Genomic DNA, 20904 nt, shown 5'->3' with positions numbered 1-20904 from the left:
AGTCTTTCATGCGACATGGTGACATTTCCAGCAGCAACGATTGCGTCGGCGTGGCCGTCGTCAACTACAAGATGCCCAGCCTGCACACCAAGGCCGAGGTGCTGGCCAACGCCCGCAAGATCGGCGACATGCTGGTGGGCATGAAGAAGGGCCTGCCGGGCATGGACTTGGTGATCTTCCCGGAGTACTCCACCCACGGGATCATGTACGACGCCAAGGAGATGTACGAAACCGCCTCCACCATTCCCGGTGCCGAGACGGAGATCTTCGCCGACGCCTGCCGCCGCGCCAACGTCTGGGGCGTCTTCTCGCTCACCGGCGAGCGCCACGAGGAGCACCCCAACAAGGCGCCCTACAACACGCTCATCCTGATGAACAACAAGGGCGAGATCGTGCAGAAGTACCGCAAGATCATGCCGTGGGTGCCCATCGAGGGCTGGTACCCGGGCGACTGCACCTACGTGAGCGAAGGCCCCAAGGGCATGAAGATGAGCCTGATCATCTGCGACGACGGCAACTACCCCGAGATCTGGCGCGACTGCGCGATGAAAGGCGCCGAACTCATCATCCGCTGCCAGGGCTACATGTACCCGGCGAAGGAACAGCAGATCATGGTGGCCAAGACCATGGCCTTCATGAACAACTCGTACGTGGCTGTGGCGAACGCCACCGGTTTCGACGGCGTGTACTCCTACTTCGGCCACTCCGCCGTGATCGGCTTCGACGGCCGCACGCTGGGCGAATGCGGCGAAGAGGAAATGGGCATCCAGTACGCCGAGCTGTCCAAGAGCCTGATCCGCGACGCGCGCAAGAACGGCCAGTCGCAGAACCATCTGTTCAAGCTCGTGCACCGCGGCTACACCGGCCTCATCAACTCGGGCGACGGGGACAAGGGCGTGGCCGCCTGCCCGTACAACTTCTACGCCAAGTGGGTCAACGACCCCGAGGCCACGCGCGAGATGGTCGAGTCGTTCACGCGCACCACCGTCGGCACCGCCGAGTGCCCGATGGAAGGCATTCCGAACGAAGAGACGAAACACCGCTGAGCCCGTCACCCCAACCGCGCCTTGTTCCGCACCGGAGGACCCCGTTCCATGCAGTCACCCCTGGACGACCATCTCATCCGCTCCGAACCGTTCTACCAGCCTTCGGGCGAGGAGATCGAATGCTACGAGCGGGCGTACCGGCACCGCCTGCCGCTGATGCTCAAGGGGCCCACCGGTTGCGGCAAGACGCGCTTCGTCGAGTACATGGCCTGGAAGCTGCAGCGCCCCCTGGTCACCCTGGCCTGCAACGAGGACATGACCGCCTCCGACCTGGTCGGGCGCTACCTGCTCGACGCCCAGGGTACCGCCTGGCACGACGGGCCGCTGACCCTCGCGGTGCGCCATGGCGGCATCTGCTACCTCGACGAGGTGGTGGAAGCCCGCCAGGACACCACGGTGGTCATCCACCCGCTCACCGATGCGCGGCGCATCCTGCCGCTGGACAAGAAGGGCGAGGTCATCCAGGCCCACCCGGACTTCCAGCTGGTGGTCTCCTACAACCCGGGCTACCAGAGCAGCGCGAAGGACATGAAAGCCTCCACCCGACAGCGCTTCGCGGCCCTGGAATTCGACTACCCCGACACCGAGACCGAGGTCGCCATCGTCGCGCAGGAAGCGGGCATCGACGCCGCGCTGGCCCGCCAGCTCGTCACCATCGCGCAGTGCACGCGCGCCCTCAAGCAGCGCGGGCTGGACGAAGGCGCCTCCACCCGGGTGCTCATCTACGCGGGCGTGCTGGTGCGCGACGGACTCACCCCCACGCAGAGCTGCGAGATGACCCTGGTGCGCGCGCTGACGGACGACCCCGACATGGCGCAGGCCATCCGCGATTTCGTGAAGGCGCAATTCGGATGAAGAGCGACCTGCCGGCGCACGTGCTCCCACCGGATGTCGACGCGATCGACGGCCTGCTGCCCTCGCTGGCCTGGCTCGGTTCGGGCCTGCTGGGCGGGCCGCTGTCGGTGGCCGAGGCCAGCGCCGGCCCTCGCGCGCGCCGCACCATCCTCACGCGCGAGCAGGTGCTGCTCAGCCGACAGGCGCTGGAGGACGCGGCCGCGCCGGCCGGCGGGCTCTACCGCGCCAGCGTGGCCCACGCCGTGGCGCACTTGCTGTACTCGCCGCTGCGGCAGCCCGCCCGCCTGCTCAAGCCCATGAGCCAGGCCGTGGTGTCCGCCGTCGAGGACGCGCGCGTGGAGCGGCTGCTGGCCCGGCGCTACCCCGGTGTGAGCGGCTGGTTCCTCGATCACCTCGCCCCCGTGCCCGAGGCCGGGAACTTCAGCTTCGAAGCGCTGCTGGCCCGCATGGACCGCGCGCTGGCCGACCCGGGTTACGCGGACGACAACCACTGGGTGAACAAGGCCCGCCGGCTGTTCGAGGAAACGCAGACCCGCCACGGCCTGGGCGACGCCCCGGCGTTCCGCGCGATCGCCTCCATCCTGGCGAACGACCTGGGGCAGATGCGGGTGCGTTTCGATCCCCAGCACCACGTCGTGCCGTCGCCCTACCGCGACGACCACAGCATCCTGTGGCAGCACGACGACAACGAGCAGGACGAACAGCAGGCCATTGCCGCGCCCCGCTCGGCCCCGGCGCGCGCGGCCGCACCGCCCCCACAGGCCAGCGACGGGACGCAGCCCGCGCGCGAACCGGCCGAGGTGGAGCTGGGCCGCACCCTGCACGCCGAATGGCACCACCGGCTGGCGCTGTGGCGACGGGACTGGTGCACCGTGATCGAGAAGCTGCCGGCCCTGGCGCCCACCGCGCTCGCCCGCGCGCAGCCCGCCTTGTCCCACAGCTTCAGCCCGGTGTCGCTGCACCGCGTGCGCCGCCTCAGCCGCCGCCAGCGCCTGCGCCGGCAGTGGGAGGGTGAAGACATCGACCTCAACGCGGCCATCGAGGTGCTGGTGGACCGCCGCCTCGACCTGCAACCCGAGCCTCGGCTTTTCATGCGCCCGGGCCGCGAGGCGGGCACCTCCCGCATCCTGGTGCTGCTCGATTTGTCCGAGTCCACCAACGACCCCTCGGGCGCGCGCGGCGCCTCGCTGCTGGACATCGAAAAGCAGGCCGCCTTCCTGTTGGCCGAAGCCACGGTGCACACGCAGGACCGCGTCGGCGATCCATGGCTTCAACTCCAACACGCGCGCCGAGGTGAGCTACTACCGCCTGCTCGAATGGGACGACCCGCTCGACGGCGCCGCCCGCGACCGCCTGGCCTCGGTGCCCGCCCGCCACTCGACCCGCCTGGGCGCGGCCTTGCGCCAGGCCACGGCCCATCTGCAAACCCAGCCCGGGCGCCATCGCGGCCTGCTGGTGGTCACCGATGGCGCGCCTTCCGACGTGGACATGTTCGAACCCGACTACCTGGTGGAGGACGCGCGCATGGCGGTGCAGCAGGCGCACCGAGCCGGCATCCGCACTTTCTGCCTGGCGGTCGATGCCGCGGCCGACCATTACGTGCGCCGGATTTTCGGCTGGCGCGACCATGGGATCGCGGCCGATCCGAGCCACCTTCCGGTACAGTTGCAGAGAGCCTATGTGAGGCTGGCCGCCGGATGACGGCCGCACCGCCTGGCACCCATCCCCTGCTGTTCACGGCCCTGCCCATGCCCCTGAAGACCCCCGTTCGTCCCCACATCGCGGCGCCGACCGCATCCAGGGTGTGCCATGGTTGACCGCGATCCCGTGCGCGTCGGCGTGCTGTTCTCCTCGACCGGTGTCACCTCCACCATCGGCCTGTCGCAGTTGCATGGCGCCTTGCTGGCCATCGACGAAATCAACGATGCCGGGGGCATCAACGGCCGCGAGCTGGTGCCGGTGCACCACGACGCCCAGTCCAACCCGCAGCGCTACGCCCAGCTGGCCGAACAGCTGATCCTGCAGGACAAGGTCAACGTCATCTTCGGCTGCTACATGTCCAGCAGCCGCAAGGCCGTGATCCCCGTCATCGAAAAGTGGAACAAGCTGCTGTTCTATCCCACGCTGTACGAGGGCTTCGAGTACTCGGCCAACGTCATCTACACCGGCGCGGCGCCGAACCAGAACAGCGTGCAGCTGGCCGAATTCATGACGGCCAATTTCGGTGCGCGCGTCTACCTCATCGGCTCCGACTACATCTATCCCTACGAGTCCAACCGCATCATGGGCGAGCTGGTGATGCAGCGCCAGGGCAGCGAGAAGCTGGCCGAACGCTATGTGGCGCTGGACGCCACCGAGAAGGACTTCGCGGACATCATGGACGACATCCGCCACAAGCGGCCCGACTTCATCTTCTCCACCGTGGTCGGGGACTCCACCGCCGCCCTGTACCGCGCCTATGCCGATGCCGGCTTCGATCCGAAGACCATGCCCATCGGCAGCCTCACGACCTCCGAAGCGGAAATCTCGCAGATGGAGAAAGGCCTGGCCACCGGGCACTACACCTCGGCGCCTTACTTCCAGTCGATCGAATCCGCCGCCAACCAGCGCTGCCTGCAAAGCCTGCGCCGCCGCCTGGGCGAGAGCTGCGTGCCCAACCTGTGCTGGGAGGCCTCGTACTTCCAGATGCACATCTTCGCCAATGCCATGCGCCAGTCGCGCAGCGACGACATCGCCGAGCTCATGCCGCACGTGCTGGGCAGCGAGTTCGACGCGCCGCAGGGCCGCGTGCGCATCGACCCCAACAACCACCACACCTGCCTGTACCCGCGCATCGGCCGCGTGAACGCCGAGAGCCAGTTCACCATCGTCCGCCAGGCGAGAAGGTCGGTGTACCCCGATCCCTACCTCGTCACCCACTCGCTGGGCGACTGGGCCGCCCGCCTGGACACCCTGGAGTCTTGATGGTCGACCGCGCGGAGCCTCCACGCGCGCTGCGGGCCACGCCCCAGCAGCTCAAGGAACTTCGCACGCTGACCGTGGCGGTCATCCACCCGGACGACTCGGACGGCCGCCAGCTCACGCAACAGCTGCAACGCATCGGCTGCAAGGTGCAGGCCTTCTGGCCGCCCGTGCAGTCCATCGGCAAGGATGTGGACGTGGTGTTTCTCGCGGTGCGCCCCGAGATCCTCAACCTCAACATGGACTGGGCCCACGCCGAGGACGCGCCGACGGTGATCGCGGTGGTCAACTACGAGAACCCGACCATCGTGGAGGTGGTGCTGGGCCTCGAAGCGAAAGCCGTGCTGCCCTCGCCGGTGCGCTCGTTCGGCCTGCTCTCCGCGCTGGTGCTGGCCCGCGAGAGCCACAAGGTGAACCGCGCGCTGGCGCGGCGCCTCAAGAAGGTGGAGGCCAAACTGCTCGGCGTGCGGCACATCGCCGATGCCAAGGCCATCCTGATGAAGAGCCACCACGTCTCGGAAACCGAGGCCTACGACCTGATCCGCGACCAGGCCATCGCCAAGCGGACCACGACCGAAGAGGTGGCGATGGCGATCGTGGAGGCCCACGAGCTGTTGTCCGTGTCGCTGCCGCCTCGCCATCCCCGATCGGAATAGGCCCTCACGGCGCGTGCCACTCCAGCACGCGCCAGCGCGGTGGCAGTCCTTCACAGGCCAGGGTCGCTTCGGCGTCGCCCGCGCGGCCCAAGGTGCAGGGCCAGGCCTGGCCTTCGAGCGCCGGCCGTGTGGCGCGCTCCACCGCCCACACGCCCTTGCCCCAGGTGCCGAACGTGATCTGGAAGTCCAGCAGCGCCTCGGCCTCGTCCGCATGGCGTTGCACCACCTGGGTCAGGGTGTCGTCGGGCGCGGTGTCGGCGGGCCAGGCGGCTTCGCGCGGCCGCAGGTGCATGAGGTAGCGCCCACTGACCAGCAGGCGTTCGGCGGTGGGTTCGCCGGCCGCGTCCAGTGCGGCCAGCGCGATGCGCCGCCCCACCGAGCCGGGCAGGCGCTCCCACACCTCGAGGTAGCTGCCGTGGATGCCGGTCTCGATCACGCGCTCCGGGGTCTCGAACACCATGTGGCCCGCGTCGGGCGTGCTGCGCGGGGGCTGGAAATCGATGCTGCGTTGCCAGGTGCAGACCTCGGGCCGCGCCGGGTCGGGCCGCGTGATGGCGGTGGTGCCGGCAAAGCCCTGCTGTTGCGCGCGGTCGGCGGGCGTGGCGCGCTCGGCGTCGGCGGGCACGCGCAGGTCGCCGTGCCACAGGCCGGTCTGCAGCCAGTGCACCCAGCTGGTGGTGTCGCGGCCCTCGGGCGTTTCAAGCAGGGTGCGTTGCCACACGCCGTGGTAGCGGTCGGGGATGGTCGGTGGGCTCATGGGGATCTCAGGCACCGGTGAAGGCTTGCACCCAGGTGGTGACGCGGTCGCGCGCGGGCGCGCTGTCGGCGAGTTCGGCCACCACCTCGGCGGTGCTGCGCACACGGCCGAAGATGCCGCCTTCCACGTCGATCATGGCCAGCGCGGGCGCCTGCAGCGCGGGGTTGCTGGCGGCGGTGGCGTCGCCCACGGTGGTGCAGGCAAAGCCGCGGTCCACCGCTTCGCGCAGCGTGGAGTGCACGCAGACCTCGGTGGTCACGCCGCAGAGGATGAGCCGGTCCACGCCGTGCGCGGCGAGCAGTTGCGTCAGGCGCGTCTGGTGGAAGGCGCCGTAGCCGGGTTTGTCGACCACGAATTCGCCGGGGGCCGGTTGGAGCGCGTCCACGAAATCGTGGCCCTGTTCGCCGCGCACCAGCAGCCGGCCCAGCGGACCCTGGCTGCCGATGGCCGCGCCCGCGGCGGTGCTGCGCGCGAGCTTGGCGGGCGGGCAGTCGCTCAGGTCGGGCAGGTGGCCTTCGCGCGTGTGCACCACCAGCAGGCCCTTGGCGCGCGCGGCGGCCAGCAGTTGCTGGATGTTGGCGATCGGTTCGCGCAAGCGCTGCACGTCCATGCCGGCGGTGTCGGCATAGCCCCCCGGGCTGCAGAAGTCGCGTTGCATGTCGATCACGATGAGCGCGGTGGTGCTCATGGCGCGGGCCTTTCGAAACCGGTGCGCACGGCCTCGGCCATGCGGCGGGCCACTTCGTCGGCGAGCCGCTTGCCTTTCACCGCGTCCGAGCCTTTGGCGGAGGAGAGCACGCCAGAAGCGGGCACCCAGTCGGTGCGCGGCGGGTACATCTCGTAGGGCGGGAAGTCGGCCGGGCCGTCGTCGGGCAGCAGGTCCATGCGCACGAGGTTGGGGTGGTAGTGCAGCATCATCGAGGTCTCCAGCACGGCGGCGTGTTCCAGCGCGAAGCCGGGGAAGCCATCGGGGAACACATCGCCCAGGGTGTCGGGCGTCATGAAGTCCCAGTACTCCAGGCGCATCACCTGCAGCTTCGCGCCGAGGCCGAGGTCGCGCAGGCCCAGGTCGATGCCCTCGATCAGGAACCACTGGTTCTCGTAGTGGCCGTTGACGATGACGAGCTTCGTGAGGCCGTGGCGCGCGAACTCGCGCACCGCGTCGCGCACCTGGCCGATGAGGGTGGCGGCGTCCACGCTGGTGGTGCCGCAGAAGTGCTGGCCGCCGCCGCACTTGGGCTGCGACTTGTAGCCGTACGACAGCGTGGGCGCGACCAGGCCACCCACGAGGGCGGCCGTGTCGGCGGCGATGGCGCTGGAGAGCAGGCCATCGGTGCCCAGGGGCAGGTGCGGGCCGTGCTGTTCGAGCGCGCCCACGGGCAGGAGCACGGGCGGCTGGTCTTGCGTCACGCGGGCCTGGTAGTCCAACCACGAGAGCTGGTTCATCCACACGGTGTCGGTCATCGGTTCATCCTCCTGTCGGGGCGGTTTGGGGTCGGGGGTCGGTTGGGCGGTTGTCCAGGGCTTCCACCAGCGCGGCCACGGCAATGAGCGTGCCGCCGGCCCAGCCCATGGGCGTGAGCGTCTCGCCGCCGAACCAGAGCGCGGTGAGCACGGCCACCACCAGTTCGGCCAGCAGGATCACGCCGGCGCGGCTGCTTTCCAGGTGCGTCACGCCGAACTGCCAGGTGGCGGTGGCGCAGCAGCAGCCACACGAAGCCGTAGGCCAGCACCGCGAGCCACACGCCGGCGGGCAGGGCGGGCACGCCCTGGCCCAGCGCGGCGGTGACCGCCAGCGAGATGGCGCCGCAACCGACGAAGACCGCGAAGGTCTTGCTCTGCAGGGGCACGCCTTGCGCGGCGCGCGCGAGCAGGTTGTTGCCCGCGAAGGCCAGGCCGGCGGAGAGCGCGAGCCCATCGGACAGCGAGAACGAGAGGTCCACCGCGCCCGGGCCGCCCAGCACCAGCCACAGGCCCACGATGGCCGCGACCACCGCGGCCCAGCGCGTGGGCGGGATGCGCTCCTTGAGGAACAGCCAGCCGCCCAGCACCGACCACACCGGCGAGAGGTAGAACAGGAACATCACGCGCACCACGTCGCCCACCATGAGGGCGTTGACGAAGGAGGTGTTGGCCCAGCCGCCCACCAGCGCCAGCGCGAGCAGCCAGCCCCCGTGCGCGCGCCAGGCCGCGCGCTCGCGCCAGATGAAGACCAGCGCGCACAGGCCCACCGCGCCGTAGGAGACCAGCGAGACCATTGGCCCGCTCAGGCCCTGCGCGATGAACCACTTGAGCGGCATCCACGACAGGCCCCAGAGCGAGGCCGAGAACAGCAGCACGCCGGTGGCGAGGCGGTCGGATGGCGCTGCGCTCATGGCATCACCGATCCGCCGTTGGGCCCCAGCACCTGGCCGCAGTAGAAGCGAGAGAGGTCGCTGGCGAGGAACAGCGCCGTGGCCGCGATCTCCTCGGGCTCGGCCACGCGGTGCTGCGGGATCGCGAGTTCCTTCTCGATCCATTCCGGGCTCATGTGTTCGAGCGAGACCATGGCGGTGTTCACCGGGCCGGGCGCGATGGCGTTGACGCGGATGCCTAGCGGCGCGAACTCGCGCGCCAGCGAGCGCGTGAGCCCGATCACGCCGGCCTTGGCCGCGCAGTAGGGCGCGTACCGTTCGCGGCCCAGGATGCCCAGGTCGGACGCGAGGTTGACGATGGCGCCGCTGCCGCGCGCGACCATGCCCGGCAGCACGGCGCGCGAGGTGAGGAAGACGGATTTGAGGTCGACGCCGAGCATCCGGTCCCAGTCGGCTTCGGTGGTGTCGAGAAAGGGCTTCTCCTGGATGATGCCGGCGTTGTTGACCAGGATGTGGACTTCGCCCGCTTCGGCCGCGAGGCGCTGCACCGCGTCGGCGCGGCTGACGTCGGCGTCGATCGCGAGCGCCTCGCCGCCGTCGCGTTGAATCGCCTGCACCACGGCCAGTGCGGCCTCGGCCTGCCCAAGGTGGTTGACCACCACGCGCGCGCCGGCCTGCGCGAACAGGATCGCGATGGCGCGGCCGATGCCGGTGGCCGCGCCGGTGACCAGCGCGGTCCGGCCCTGAAGGGAGAGCGCGTGCTTCATGCCATCACCTCGCCGTGGCTGGCCACCAAGCACTGGCCGGTGAGCGGGGCCGCACCCTCGCTGGCGAGGAAGAGAAACACGCCAGCGAGGTCGTCTGGCGTGAGCATCACGGGCCGGGCCTGTTTCGAGAGGATCTCGCGCTCCACCTCGGCCTCGCTGCGGCCCTGTTCCTGTGCCATGGTGGCGAGCGAGCGCAGCGCGGCGGCCGTGCGCACCCAGCCGGGGCAGACCGCGTTGACGCGGATGCCGCGCGGGCCGAGTTCCAGCGCGAGCGAGCGTGTGAGGCCGACCACCGCGTGTTTGCTCGCCGCGTAGGCGGAGAAACCGGCCACGCCGATGCGGCCCCAGATCGAGCTCTGGTTGATCACGCTCGCGCCACGCGGCAACACCGGCAGCAGGGCCTGCGTGAGCCGCACCATGGAGCCCACGTTGTTGTCCAGCAGCGCGGACCAGCGCGCCATGGCCTCGGGCGAGGTGTCGGCCAGCGGCGTGGGGTACTCGGTGCCGGCGTTGTTCACCAGCACGTCCAGCGTGCCCCAGCGCTCGCGCACCTGGGTGGCGATGCGCGCGATCTGTGCCGGGTCGCCCAGGTCGCACACGGCGGCGCTGGCGTCGAGCTGGGCGCTGAGCGCGGGCAGGGCGGTGTCGGCCCGGTCGAGCAGCATGAGCCGCGCGCCCTGCGCGGCGAAGGCCCGCGCCAGCGCGCTGCCGATGCCGCCGGCCGCGCCGGTGACGAGCACGGTCTTGCCTTCCAGGCCGTAGCGGACAACAGCGGTCATGTCAAACAGCCGTCAGGAACGACACACCGACGGCACCGAGGAAGCCATCGGCGCGGCCCGGCGTGCCCGGTGGCTGCACCGCGCCGTAGTTGCTGGCCAGCACGCGCTTGACGCGGTTGAGGTGGAAGCTGCGCAGCAGCTCGCGCACCGTGACCACCTGGGCGTAATCGGACGGGTACAGCTCGCGGTGGAAGGCCGGCAGGCGGTACCAGGGCGCGGTGGGGCGCTCGTGGTGGGCGTTGTGGAAGCCGAAGTTCAGCCACACCAGGTTGAGCCATTTCGCGTCCAGGCTCACCACGTCGCTGAAGGTGTTGGCCTGCTCGTAGGCGCGGTCGCGCACCTTGTCCTTGGGGATGGGCGCATCGTCGAGGATGGGGTAGGCGTCGTAGGTGTGCTGGAAACAGTCGGCGAAGCGCAGCACGGTGACGAAGATCAGGTAGGCCAGGGCGTACAGCGCCAGCGCCTTGAGCGACCACCAGCCCAGCGCCACCCAGGCGGCGATGCGCACCAGTGCGATGCCGATGACGCGGCCGCGCGCGGCTTTTTTCTTCTCGCCCATGAAGGGCATGGCGATCACGAAGCCGCGCATGACGAACTCCACCGCCGGGATGTACGCCCACTCCAGCGCGAGCACCGTGCGGCGTATGACGGGGCGCGCGCGCAGGAAGGCCTGGGCGTCGAAGGTGATCACGTCGGCGCGCTCCACGTGGTGGCGCATGTGCTTGCGGCGCAGGTCGGCGAAGCTGGCGAAGCAGCTGCCGTTGATCCAGCTCATGAGCGTGCCCCAGCGCTCGTTGGCCTGGGGTGTCTTGAAAATCGCGTAGTGCGCGAACTCGTGGATGAAGTAGGCCGACCAGACCAGGGTCTGCGCCACCAGCAGCACGCCCAGCGCGTTGAGCCAGCCGTTGGCTTGGCCGAGCAGGACGATGCCCGCGGGCCAGCCCAGCAGCGTGAAGGCGAGGGCGGCCACGTTGGGCCACACGCCGTCCTCATAGCGGAACACCGATGTCATGGCGGCTTACTTCGCGACCATGGCCTTGACGAGGCCGGCGTCGAACGTGGCTTCGGTGGCGGGAATCGTGGTGATCTGGCCCTTGGCCTTGAGCAGCTGGGCGATGATGTCGCCGCTGGCGTAGTACGAGGTGGTTTCCTTCGCGGGCAGGAAGGCCTTGGGCATCTCGGCCAGCGGGATGTTGTAGACGCCGGTGAGCTGTTCCTTCACCTCGGCGGCGGACACGCCCATGAACTTGCCGATGATCTTGTGTGCCTCGGCCGGCTTGGCCTTCATGTAGGCCATGCCGTCCAGGTAGGCCTTCATGATGCCGGTGATCTCGGCCGGTTTGGCCTTGATGACCTTGTCGTCGAACACCAGCACGTCGGCGATCAGGCCCGGCGCGTTCTTCGAGGAGAACACCACCTTGAACTTCTTGCCGCCGCCCTGGCCGAGGATCTGCGACAGGCTGGGCTCGTAGGTCACGCCGATGGGCAACTGGCCCGAGGCCATCGCCGCCGGCACGGCTTCGGGCGTCATGCTTACCGGGGTGATGTCCTTCTCGCTCAGGTTCACCGTCTTGAGCGCGTACGAGAGCAGGAAGTCGCTCGGCGAGAGCGGGTTGTAGCCGATCTTCTTGCCTTTGAAGTCGGCCACCTTGGTGATGCTGCCGTCGGCCACGATGGCGTCGCCGCCGTTGGAGTAGTCGATGGGCATGACCACCTTCATGGCGCGGCCTGCGGCGACCTGGCCCACCACCTGGTCGTAGGTCAGCATGCCGCCGTCCACCGCGCCCGAGGCGATGGCCGCCGGGATCAGCGCGGGGTCGTTGAAGACCTGCAGCGAGACCTTGAGGTTGTATTTCTTGTAGAGGTCCAGCGCTTCGGCCACGTAGAACGGGCCGTAGCCGATCCACACCACGGTGGCGATCTTCATCGGGGCGGGTGCCTGCGCGAAGGCGCCGGCGGTGGCCAGCGACAGGGCCAGGCCCAGGGCGGGCTTGAGGAAGTGGTGGCGCCGGGAGGGGGATGCAGGGAGGGCGGTGCTGTTCATCAGAGGACTCCATGGGTTGGTGGGACGCGCAGGAAGAACCGATCTGTGATCGTTCTCCCGGGCTTTTGTCCCTCCGTGGAGCCTGCGATGAGGCCGGCACACTCTCGGACCAGACACCACGAGCCATCTCGTGGTCGGAACCCTAGTGCACCTGAGTGCCGAGCTGTCTCGGGGCGGACCCCAGATCGCTCTTCTTGCGCTTGGGGTGTGAGCAGAAAGCGTGCCAGCGGTTTGCGTGGGGTTCGGCCGGGGCGGTGCACCAAAACGAGGGCGAACCGATGCCGGCAGGTGCATTCGGCGCCGCAGCGCCGCCCCGGCTTGGTGCGAAGCGGTGACCGCCTGCGCGCGAATGCGCGTTTGTCTGACAGAGGGCGGCGCGGTGCCCTGCCTAGCATGGCTCATGCAGGTACTCACCGTGAACATCCACAAGGGCTATGACGTCTTCAACACCCGTTCCGTGCTGCACGGGCTGCGGGAAGCGGTGCGCGCCATGGGCAGCGACATCGTCTTTCTGCAGGAGGTGAAAGGCGGCAACGGGTCCAGCGCCGCGCAGTACGAGTTCCTGGCCGACGAGATCTGGCCGCAGCACGCCTACGGCCGCAACGCCGTGGCCGAGGGGCTGGACCACGGCAACGCGGTGATGTCGCGCTTTCCGGTGCTGCACAGCGAGAACCACGACCTGTCGATCAACGGTTTCGAGCCACGCGGCATGCTGCACTGTGTGCTCGATGTGCCGGGCCTGGGGCCCGACATGCACGTGATGTGCGCGCACCTGGGGCTGCGCGAATCGCACCGGCGCCAGCAGCTGGGCATGATCTGCGACATCGTGAGCCGCTATGTGCCGCCGGACTCGCCGCTGGTGGTGGCCGGCGACTTCAACGACTGGCGCCTGCGCGCCGACGGGCTGCTGGCGCCCAGCGGCCTGCGCGAGGTGTTCCGCCACGCGCATGGCCAGCACGCGCGCAGCTTCCCGTCGGGCTTTCCGGTGCTGCGGCTGGACCGCATCTACGTGCGTGGGGTGGCACGCGCCTTGCCCGTTCCCATGCCGCGGCGTCCCTGGGCGCGGCTGTCCGACCACGCACCGCTGGCCGCTGAAATCCACCTGGAGACCGCGCCATGAACTCGCATTGGGTGCCCGGCAACCGGATCACGCTGCTGGAGAACGGCGAAGGCTATTACCCGCCCGTGTTCGAGGCGATCGCCAACGCCGAAAAGGAAGTGCTGCTGGAGACCTTCATCCTGTTCGACGACAAGGTGGGCCGCCAGCTGCACGAGGCGCTCCTGAGCGCCGCGCGGCGCGGAGCGCAGGTGCATGTGCTGGTGGACGGCTGGGGCTCGCCGGATCTGCCGGCCTCGTTCACGCAGCCGCTGCTCGAGGCCGGGGTGCACTTGCGCGCCTTCGAGCCGGTGCAGCGCGTGCTGGGCGCGCGCGTCAACCTGCTGCGCCGCATGCACCACAAGATCGTGGTGGTGGATGGCAGGATCGCCTTCGTCGGCGGCATCAACTACTCCATCGACCATCTGATGGAGTTCGGCGAACTCTCCAAGCAGGATTACGCGGTGCAGATCGAAGGCCCGCTCGTGGGCCAGATCCAGGCCTTCTGCCGCGCCAACGTCGAGTCGCCCCAGCCCGCGCGGGGGCAATGGCTGCGGCGCTGGCGCTCGAGCCTGCGCCGCAAAGGCGTGGCCGAGGTGACGGGCGAAGGCGCGCTCGCCGCTTTCGTCACGCGCGACAACAACGAACACCGCAGCGACATCGAACGCCACTACCGCGCGGCGATCCGCAGCGCGCGCCACCGCATCCTGATCGCCAACGCCTATTTCTTCCCCGGTTACCGCTTCCTGCGCGACCTGCGCCGCGCGGCCCGGCGCGGGGTGCAGGTGGATCTCTTCCTGCAGGGCCGTCCCGACATGCTGTGGGTCAAGCGCGCGAGCGAGCTGCTGTACCGCCACCTGATGCGCGCGGGCATCAACATCTACGAGTACAACGAACGCCCGCTGCACGGCAAGGTGGCGGTGGTGGACAACCTCTGGGCCACCGTGGGTTCCAGCAACCTCGACCCCACCAGCCTGAGCCTGAACCTGGAGGCCAACGTGATCGTGCGCGACGAGGCCTTCGCGCGCCACCTCTGCGGGCGCATCGACGAGCTGCTGCAGACCTGCTGCCAGCGCGTGGAGCTGCCCACGCCGAGCCGGCTGCGGTCGGCCTGGATCGCGGTGCGCAGCATGGTGGTGTTCCACGCGCTGAGGCGCTTCCCGGACTGGACCCGGCAGACCACGGCGCGCGAGCCGCGCGTGGTGGCGATGACCGTCGACCCGGACCCTTCATGAGCGCAACGCAGGGCCGCCCCCAGGCAAGCTCGCCCCGCGGTCCGCAGGACGAAGGTGCTTCCGTGAGCCCTGCACGGCAGCGCCTCTGGCGGTGGACGAAACGGATCGCGCCGTGGGCCCTGGCCGCGCTGGTGCTGGCCCTGGTGGCGCAGCAGGCCCGCGCGGTGGACTGGCCGCAGGTGTGGGTGTCGCTGCGGCAGCTGTCGGCGGGGCGGCTGGCGCTGGCGGCCGGCCTCGCGGCGCTGAGCTACGGGGTCTACGCCGGCTTCGACCTGGTGGGGCGCCACCTGACGCGGCACGGCCTGTCGGTGCCGCGCACGCTGGGCACGGCGGCCATCAGCTACGCCTTCAACCTCAACTTCGGCGCGCTGGTGGGCGGCTTCGCGATGCGGCTGCGCCTGTACACGCGCTGGGGCGTGGCCGCGGCCACGGTGGCCAAGGTGATCGCGCTGAGCATGACGACCAACTGGCTGGGCTACCTGTGGGTGAGCGGGGGTGTGCTGCTGTGGTCGCCGCCCACGTTGCCGGGTGGGTGGGCGCCGGGCGACACCGTGCTGCGCGCCCTCGGCGCGGCGATGGTGGCGCTGGCGTTGGCCTACCTGGTGCTGTGCGCGGTCTCGCGCCCCGCACGCTGAAGTGGCGCGAGCACGAACTGGCGCTGCCCGGCGGCCGCCTGGCCCTGGTGCAGGCGCTGGCCGGCGGCGCGAACTGGCTGCTGATGGGCACCATCGTGTGGGTGCTGTTCGAGGGGCGGGTCGATTTCGCCCTCGTGCTGGGTGCGCTGCTGATGGCCGCCGTGGCCGGCGTGATCACGCACGTGCCGGCCGGCCTGGGGGTTCTGGAGGCGGTGTTCGTGCGCACGCTGGGCGGCGTGTTGCCCGCCACCGAGGTGCTCGCGGTGGTGCTGGCCTACCGCGCGGCCTACTACCTGCTGCCGCTCGCCCTGGCGCTGCCGGCCTACGCCTGGAGCGAGGCCGCGGCGCGGCGCGGCGGCGCCCAGGGCCGCCAGGGCGTCAAGGACTCAGGCCCGGCCCTTCGACGGGGCGGCCGACCGACGTGAGGCTGCTGTGATCGGCCACCGGTGCCCGCGCCGGGGCCGTGGGGCCGAACCAACGGCGCAAGGGCGCCGGGCCGGCCAGGGAATGGGCATCGAGCAGCAGGGCGTGCGCCATGGCCGCCTGGCAGACGTCGTCGAGTTCGCTCGCGAACGCCGCATCGAGCACGAGCAGCTGCGCCGCATCGATCACGTCGCCGCTGTGCCAGCCCGAGCCGCCGTCGATCGCCACACTGGACCACACGCCGTCCACGGTGCTGTGCGCTGGCAGGGGCTGGCTGCCGTCCGCCTGGTACAGCCAGGCGCCGGCCCGCATGAGTTCGGCGCAGCTCGCGCGCCAGGGCCAGGCGTGGGGCGCGCCGCCGTGCTGCAGCAGCACCGACACATTGACGCCCCGGCCGGCCGCGCCAGCGATGGCCTGCACCAACCGGCGCGAGGGCGCGCGCCGCGCCAGGGCGATGAAGACGCTGAAGCGCGCCGTTTCCACGGCACCGATGAGCGGGCAGCCGGCGGCCGGGGCGGGCTGCGCCGATCCCGCGCGCGTGGCGATGCCCATGCGCTGGCGCCCCGCGAGCGCGATGGGCGGAAAGTGCTGCGGCGGCGGCGCGGGCAGGCGGGGTTCGGCGGTCTTCCAGCCGTCCAGGAAGAGCCGCTGCACGCGCTGGACGATGGGGCCGCGCACGCGCAGGTGCGGGCCCTGAGCCCCCGCGCCGGTGGATGGCGAGCCCGGGCCGCACCAGGCCGTGCGGCCATCCACCACCGCCAGCTGCCGCTGCATGGACTGGAAGCGCTGCGCCACCCAGCCGCTGAGGCCGCCGGGCCGTTCGAGGATGCGCACGGTGGCGCCGGCCCGGCGCAGCGGGCCCAGCTCGGCTTCCTGGCGCGGGTTGGCGGCCAGCACCTGCACACGCACGCCCTGCCGGCACAGCGCCACCAGCCGATGGAGCAGGCCGTCCTGCGCTTCGCCCACCTCGAGCAGGGCGGCGTCCAGGTTGATGTGGTCGCGCGCGCCGATCAGCGTCTCCACGAGCGCGGCGCGCGCCGCCCTCGCATCGCCGAGCACCTCGGCGTGGTTGCCGCCGAGCAGGGGTTCGCCCAGGCGGCGCACCAGTTCGTGGGCATGGGCCACGTGCGCGGGGACGGGTGGGGCGGGGAAGGACAGGCTCATGGTGGCGTGGGCTTGGGGTGGCGACCTGCGCCTGGGGCAAACAGCGTGCCCGGTGCCGGCGCGCGCGTCGCGGCACCCACAGCGGGAACGCGTTTTGCCCAACCAGCCGTGGATGCCGAGGGCCGGCGAACGGCGCCCGCATCCGTTTCATGCATCCGATCATTGAAAGGACACACCCATGGCACAACAGGACAACCGGAACCGCCAGCGGGGCGGTTACCAGCAAGAGGCTTTCAGCTCGCAAAACCGCCAGCAAGGCGGTGGGTACGAGTCGCCGCGCCAACCGCAGGGCGACCACGGTCGGGGTCGCGATGACGCCTGGCAGGGCGGCAGCGACTGGCGCCGCGAACAACAACGCGACCTTGGCAGTTTCCGCGATGAGGACACGTCGTACGGCCAGGGCGGCTACGGTCAGCGCGACCAGGACGACCGCTACGGCCCCGGCGGCTCCGGCCCATACCGCGGTGACGCGCCTCGGTACGGCCAGTACGGGCTGCGCGACAACGACGACGACCGCTACGGCCAGGAGCAGCGCGAGCGCTTCAACCGGCCCAGCGGCCTGGACCGCGACTACCGGGGTGCCGGTTACGCCGGCCCCGGAGGATACGGCGGTGGCATGGGCAGCAGCTACAGCGGCTCGCAGTCCGGCTACAGCGGTCGAGGCGACCCGCAGGAGCAGCAGTTCGACCCGGACTACAGCCAATGGCGCCGTGAGCAGATGCGCGCACTGGACGACGACTACAACCAGTGGCGCCAGGACCGCTTCAAGAAGTTCTCCGACGAGTTCTCCACCTGGCGTTCCAGCCGCCAGCAGACCGCCGGCACGGGCAAGAACGAGAGCGGGTCACCGCCGTCGGGCAAGCAGAACAAGGACAACAGCTGACGCCGCTGGCGCCTGAAGCCGGGAGAGGCCAACGCCCCTCCCGGCTTTTTTGAAGCCCTTCCGCAAGGAGACGCCCATGCGATCCGATGCCACGCCCGCCGAGATCTCGGACGCCGCCCGCCGCCACATCGTGGACGGGCTCAAGGGGGATCACCTGCGCGTGAAACAGGCCCACCGCCGGTTCCAGGAGCTGGATCCGCAGACGGCCGCCCTGGAGCGCGGCGCCCTGGTGGCCCACGTGCTGGACGAACTGACCGTGCATGCCGCCCTGGAGCAGGAGCTGCTGTACCCCGCGCTGCGCGAAGCCGCCGTGGCGGACGCAGGGCTGTTGGCGGCGGCCCAGCGCGAGCACGCCGAACTGCACGCGCAGATCAATCCCTTGCGCACGCTCAAGCCCGACGACGACCAGCATGCCCAGCGGTTCACGGACCTGTGCCTGCGCGCGCTTGGGCACATGAAATGGGAAGAGGCCCATCTCTTTCCCGGGCTGGACAGCAGGGCCTTGGACTGGGCGCGGCTGGAGGGCGAGATCGACCAGCGCCGGGAAGAGCTGGTCGTCGCCGAAGCGCCGGTGGCCGCCCCACCCTGACGGCCGCGCTCAGATCGCGTCCACGCTGCCGGTGACGGGCAGGACCACGCCGGTGATGTAGCCCGAGCAGCAGGGCGAGGCCAGAAAGACGTAGGCCGGCGAAAGCTCCTCGGGCTGGGCGGCGCGCTGGAAGTCGGTCTTTTCCCCGAAATCCTTCACTTTCCCGGCCGGCTGATCGCGCGGGTTGAGCGGGGTCCAGACCGGGCCGGGCGCGACGGCGTTGACCCGGATGCCGCGCGGCAGCAGGTTGCTCGCCAGCGACTTGGTGAAGGCGTGGATGGCCCCTTTGGTGGCGGCGTAGTCCAGCAGGTGGGCGCTGCCGCGCAGTCCGGTGACCGAGCCGGTGTTGATGATGCAGGCGCCTTCCTTCAGGTGGGGCAGGGCGGCGCGTGTCATGCGGAAGTAGCCGCCCAGGTTGGTGTCCCAGGTTTCCTTCAGCCGCTCGTCGTCGATGTCCTCGATGGATTCGGCGTGCTTCTGGAACGCCGCGTTGTTCACCAGGATGTCCAGCCTGCCGAAGGCCTTCACGGTTTCGTTCACCGCTGCCTCACACCAGGCCGGGTCCTTCACGTCGCCCTGCAGCACCAGGCATTGCCGGCCTTCTTCCTCCACATGGCGCCGGGTTTCCTCGGCGTCTTCCGAGGACGAGAGGTAGGCGATCGCCACGTCGGCGCCCTCGCGCGCGAAAAGCACCGCCACCGCCCGGCCGATGCCGGAGTCGCCGCCGGTGATCAGCGCCGCCTGTCCCTGCAGCTTCTGGCTGCCCAAATAGTCGGGCGCCAGGAACCGAGGGCGAAGTTCCAGATCAGACTCCTGGTCGTCCGCATCGAGGTGCTGTTCGGGCATTTTCGTGGGCTGGGCCCGCGCACCGGTCTGGGGCGGGCGCTTCTTCGCGGCGGGGGCGCGTTTCTTGCGCTGGTCGCGGCGGTCCTGCTCTGCATGGATGGATGCCTGTTTTTCGAGTGTGCGGCTGCTGGCCATGGGCGTGCTCCCGATGGGGGTTGAAAGGATTCGGCGAATCCTTGCGGGGCAGGGCGCGTGCCAACGGACCGCCGGGGAACCGGCGCCGGCCGGCGGAAGAATCTGCCGCAAAGGGGTTTGACGTTTTTGCGGTTTTTCTCGGAACCGGGCTTTTTTGGAGCGCTTCGAGTGCGTTTACATTCCAGACATGTTTGCATGCGCACAATGGCATGTTGCGGTCGCAACCGCCGCTTGCCCCACCGCGTCTCCACCCCACAGCCCGTCCCGACTTCCATGCCATTGACCTTCGCTGCATCCGATGAGCCACGCCGGGTGTCCCCCGTCGCCCTGTCCGCCACCGCTCCCTCTCCGGTTCGACAGCGCCCCGGCGCACGGCGCTGGACCCTGGCCCTGGTGGGGGCGGCGGTGCTCGCGCTGGCCGCCTGCGGTGACAAGAAGGCGCCCGCCGCCGCCCCGGCCGCCCCCAGCGTCGGCTACCTGACGGTGGTGGTGCAGGCCCAGGGGCTGACCACCGAACTGGCCGGCCGCACCCGGGCCTCGCAGAGCGCGGAGGTGCGGCCCCAGGTCTCGGGCATCCTGCAGAAGCGGCTGTTCACCGAGGGCTCGGTGGTCAAGGCCGGGCAGCCGCTGTACCAGATCGACGCGCGCACGCTGGAAGCCACCGTCAAGAGCGCCGAGGCGGCCCTGGCAGAGTCGCGCGCCTCCGCGCAGACCGCGCGCACCAACGCCGAGCGCAACGCCGAACTGGTGAAGATCGACGCCATCAGCCGCCAGGTGTTCGACGAAAGCCAGGCCCAGGTGGCCCAGTCGGCAGCCGACGTGGCCGTGGCCCAGGCGGCGCTGGAAAACGCCCGCATCAACCTGCAGTACAGCCGCATCGTGGCCCCCATCGGCGGCCAGATCGACCTCTCCGCGGTGCTGCCCGGTTCGCTGGTCACCGCCAACCAGGCCCAGGCGCTGACCACCATCAGCCAGCTCGACCCCATTCATGTGGACATCACGCAGTCCAGCTCGGAACTGCTCGAGCTGCGGCGCCAGTGGCAGGCCGGCACCTTCGGCAAGGTCGAGGCCGGCGGCGCCCCGGTGCGCCTGGCGCTGGAAGACGGCAGCCGCTACCCGCACGCGGGCAAGCTGCAGTTCACCGGCGCCACCGTGAGCCAGACCACCGGCGCCATCACCCTGCGCGCGGTGTTCCCCAACCCCGACCGCCTGCTGATGCCCGGCATGTACGTGCGCGCGCGCCTGTCCACCGGCGAGGCCAGCGACGCCATCGTGCTGCCGCAGCAGGCGGTGCAGCGCGACCCGGCCGGCAAGCCCAGCGTGCAGCTGCTCAACGCCGACAACAAGATCGAGAAGCGGCCGATCCGGCTGGGCCAGGCCCTGGGCGCCCAGTGGCTGGTGCTCGAAGGCCTGAAGGCGGGCGACCGCGTGATGGTCGAGGGCTTCCAGAAAGCCCGTGTCGGCCAGACCGTGACGCCGCTGGCGATGCGCGTGGAAGGCAACCGCGTGGTGGAGGACAAGCCCACCGCGTCCACCGGGCAGGGCGGACCCGCCGGGCAGGGCGGCCAGGCGGGCCAGATCCCGGCGGCTTCCGCCCCACCCAAGCCCTGAGCGCGACCCACGGGCCACCCCCGACCGGGTGAGCCCGGCCCCCTTCGAGCAAACCGGACTCCACACGC

General features: G+C 70.2%; 22 protein-coding genes and 1 riboswitch. Of the genes, 12 read left to right on the top strand and 10 right to left on the bottom strand.

Going from position 1 to position 20904, the window contains the following annotated elements:
- Nucleotides 1–8: 8 nt before the first annotated feature.
- From ACFJGX_RS22990 to ACFJGX_RS22970, 5 genes are all read left to right on the top strand, one after another.
- Nucleotides 9–1046 carry an aliphatic amidase gene (locus ACFJGX_RS22990; RefSeq protein WP_291120616.1) on the top strand — a complete coding sequence of 346 codons (1038 nt, stop codon included), beginning with the start codon at nt 9–11 and terminating at the stop codon, nt 1044–1046.
- 48 nt (nt 1047–1094) lie between these two features.
- Complete coding sequence (locus ACFJGX_RS22985; RefSeq protein WP_382159744.1) at nt 1095–1901, top strand: CbbQ/NirQ/NorQ/GpvN family protein; 807 nt, start codon at nt 1095–1097, stop codon at nt 1899–1901.
- Between the two features lie 1011 nt (nt 1902–2912).
- The gene (locus ACFJGX_RS22980) at nt 2913–3602 is read left to right on the top strand and encodes a nitric oxide reductase activation protein NorD (protein WP_382328775.1); all 690 of its coding nucleotides are present in this window, start codon (nt 2913–2915) and stop codon (nt 3600–3602) included.
- Nucleotides 3603–3710: 108 nt separating this feature from the next.
- Nucleotides 3711–4865 carry a transporter substrate-binding domain-containing protein gene (locus tag ACFJGX_RS22975; RefSeq protein WP_382323700.1) on the top strand — a complete coding sequence of 385 codons (1155 nt, stop codon included), beginning with the start codon at nt 3711–3713 and terminating at the stop codon, nt 4863–4865.
- Nucleotides 4865–5518, top strand: coding sequence for an ANTAR domain-containing response regulator (locus tag ACFJGX_RS22970; RefSeq protein WP_382327150.1), 654 nt, complete (start codon nt 4865–4867; stop codon nt 5516–5518). Before ACFJGX_RS22975 ends, ACFJGX_RS22970 begins: the two co-directional genes overlap by 1 nt.
- Before the next feature lie 4 nt (nt 5519–5522).
- Here ACFJGX_RS22970 and ACFJGX_RS22965 read toward each other — a convergent pair whose 3' ends face one another.
- From ACFJGX_RS22965 to ACFJGX_RS22930, 8 genes are read right to left on the bottom strand one after another with little or no spacing between them, the layout of a single operon-like run.
- Entirely contained in the window at nt 5523–6275 is a 753-nt protein-coding gene (locus ACFJGX_RS22965) for a hypothetical protein (protein ID WP_382323701.1), read from the bottom strand.
- A gap of 7 nt (nt 6276–6282) precedes the next feature.
- Nucleotides 6283–6963 (bottom strand): cysteine hydrolase family protein, encoded by a 681-nt coding sequence (locus tag ACFJGX_RS22960; RefSeq protein ID WP_382323702.1) that lies wholly within the window; start codon nt 6961–6963, stop codon nt 6283–6285.
- Nucleotides 6960–7739 (bottom strand): creatininase, encoded by a 780-nt coding sequence (locus tag ACFJGX_RS22955; RefSeq protein ID WP_382323703.1) that lies wholly within the window; start codon nt 7737–7739, stop codon nt 6960–6962. Before ACFJGX_RS22955 ends, ACFJGX_RS22960 begins: the two co-directional genes overlap by 4 nt.
- The gene (locus ACFJGX_RS22950) at nt 7736–8650 is read right to left on the bottom strand and encodes a DMT family transporter (protein WP_382327148.1); all 915 of its coding nucleotides are present in this window, start codon (nt 8648–8650) and stop codon (nt 7736–7738) included. The genes ACFJGX_RS22955 and ACFJGX_RS22950 overlap by 4 nt, the downstream gene beginning before the upstream one ends.
- Nucleotides 8647–9396, bottom strand: a complete 750-nt coding sequence (locus ACFJGX_RS22945) for an SDR family NAD(P)-dependent oxidoreductase (protein WP_382323705.1) — start codon at nt 9394–9396, stop codon at nt 8647–8649. Before ACFJGX_RS22945 ends, ACFJGX_RS22950 begins: the two co-directional genes overlap by 4 nt.
- Nucleotides 9393–10175 carry an SDR family NAD(P)-dependent oxidoreductase gene (locus ACFJGX_RS22940; RefSeq protein WP_382323706.1) on the bottom strand — a complete coding sequence of 261 codons (783 nt, stop codon included), beginning with the start codon at nt 10173–10175 and terminating at the stop codon, nt 9393–9395. The genes ACFJGX_RS22945 and ACFJGX_RS22940 overlap by 4 nt, the downstream gene beginning before the upstream one ends.
- Nucleotide 10176: 1 nt before the next feature.
- Entirely contained in the window at nt 10177–11187 is a 1011-nt protein-coding gene (locus tag ACFJGX_RS22935; RefSeq protein ID WP_382323707.1) for a fatty acid desaturase family protein, read from the bottom strand.
- A 6-nt stretch (nt 11188–11193) separates the two neighbouring features.
- A complete protein-coding gene (locus ACFJGX_RS22930) occupies nt 11194–12219 on the bottom strand; it encodes an ABC transporter substrate-binding protein (RefSeq protein WP_382323708.1) in 1026 nt (341 codons plus the stop codon).
- Between the two features lie 52 nt (nt 12220–12271).
- Nucleotides 12272–12376: riboswitch (guanidine-I (ykkC/yxkD leader) on the bottom strand.
- A gap of 243 nt (nt 12377–12619) precedes the next feature.
- Here ACFJGX_RS22930 and ACFJGX_RS22925 point away from each other — a divergent pair.
- From ACFJGX_RS22925 to ACFJGX_RS22910, 4 genes are all read left to right on the top strand, one after another.
- A complete protein-coding gene (locus ACFJGX_RS22925; protein WP_382323709.1) occupies nt 12620–13339 on the top strand; it encodes an endonuclease/exonuclease/phosphatase family protein in 720 nt (239 codons plus the stop codon).
- Nucleotides 13336–14550, top strand: a complete 1215-nt coding sequence (gene clsB, locus ACFJGX_RS22920) for a cardiolipin synthase ClsB (protein ID WP_382159707.1) — start codon at nt 13336–13338, stop codon at nt 14548–14550. The genes ACFJGX_RS22925 and clsB overlap by 4 nt, the downstream gene beginning before the upstream one ends.
- A 62-nt stretch (nt 14551–14612) precedes the next feature.
- Nucleotides 14613–15185 carry a YbhN family protein gene (locus ACFJGX_RS22915; protein WP_382327146.1) on the top strand — a complete coding sequence of 191 codons (573 nt, stop codon included), beginning with the start codon at nt 14613–14615 and terminating at the stop codon, nt 15183–15185.
- Complete coding sequence (locus ACFJGX_RS22910) at nt 15158–15610, top strand: hypothetical protein (RefSeq protein WP_382327144.1); 453 nt, start codon at nt 15158–15160, stop codon at nt 15608–15610. The genes ACFJGX_RS22915 and ACFJGX_RS22910 overlap by 28 nt, the downstream gene beginning before the upstream one ends.
- Here ACFJGX_RS22910 and ACFJGX_RS22905 read toward each other — a convergent pair.
- A complete protein-coding gene (locus ACFJGX_RS22905; protein ID WP_382323712.1) occupies nt 15564–16772 on the bottom strand; it encodes a phosphatidylserine/phosphatidylglycerophosphate/cardiolipin synthase family protein in 1209 nt (402 codons plus the stop codon). The genes ACFJGX_RS22910 and ACFJGX_RS22905 overlap by 47 nt on opposite strands.
- A gap of 178 nt (nt 16773–16950) precedes the next feature.
- On the opposite strand from ACFJGX_RS22905, the gene ACFJGX_RS22900 reads away from it, so the two are divergent.
- Together ACFJGX_RS22900 and ACFJGX_RS22895 are read left to right on the top strand one after the other, a co-directional pair.
- Nucleotides 16951–17655, top strand: coding sequence for a hypothetical protein (locus tag ACFJGX_RS22900; RefSeq protein ID WP_382323713.1), 705 nt, complete (start codon nt 16951–16953; stop codon nt 17653–17655).
- 76 nt (nt 17656–17731) lie between these two features.
- Entirely contained in the window at nt 17732–18244 is a 513-nt protein-coding gene (locus ACFJGX_RS22895) for a hemerythrin domain-containing protein (RefSeq protein ID WP_382323714.1), read from the top strand.
- 9 nt (nt 18245–18253) lie between these two features.
- Here ACFJGX_RS22895 and ACFJGX_RS22890 read toward each other — a convergent pair whose 3' ends face one another.
- On the bottom strand, nt 18254–19225 hold the full coding sequence (locus ACFJGX_RS22890; RefSeq protein ID WP_382323715.1) for an SDR family oxidoreductase: 972 nt from the start codon (nt 19223–19225) through the stop codon (nt 18254–18256).
- Between the two features lie 312 nt (nt 19226–19537).
- On the opposite strand from ACFJGX_RS22890, the gene ACFJGX_RS22885 reads away from it, so the two are divergent.
- Nucleotides 19538–20836 (top strand): efflux RND transporter periplasmic adaptor subunit, encoded by a 1299-nt coding sequence (locus ACFJGX_RS22885; RefSeq protein WP_382327143.1) that lies wholly within the window; start codon nt 19538–19540, stop codon nt 20834–20836.
- Nucleotides 20837–20904: the final 68 nt, after the last annotated feature.

The organism is Hydrogenophaga sp. UC242_50 (assembly GCF_042697355.1).
In the GTDB taxonomy this organism is placed as follows: Bacteria; Pseudomonadota; Gammaproteobacteria; order Burkholderiales; family Burkholderiaceae_C; genus Hydrogenophaga.
This window is presented reverse-complemented; position numbering and strand designations above follow the sequence as displayed.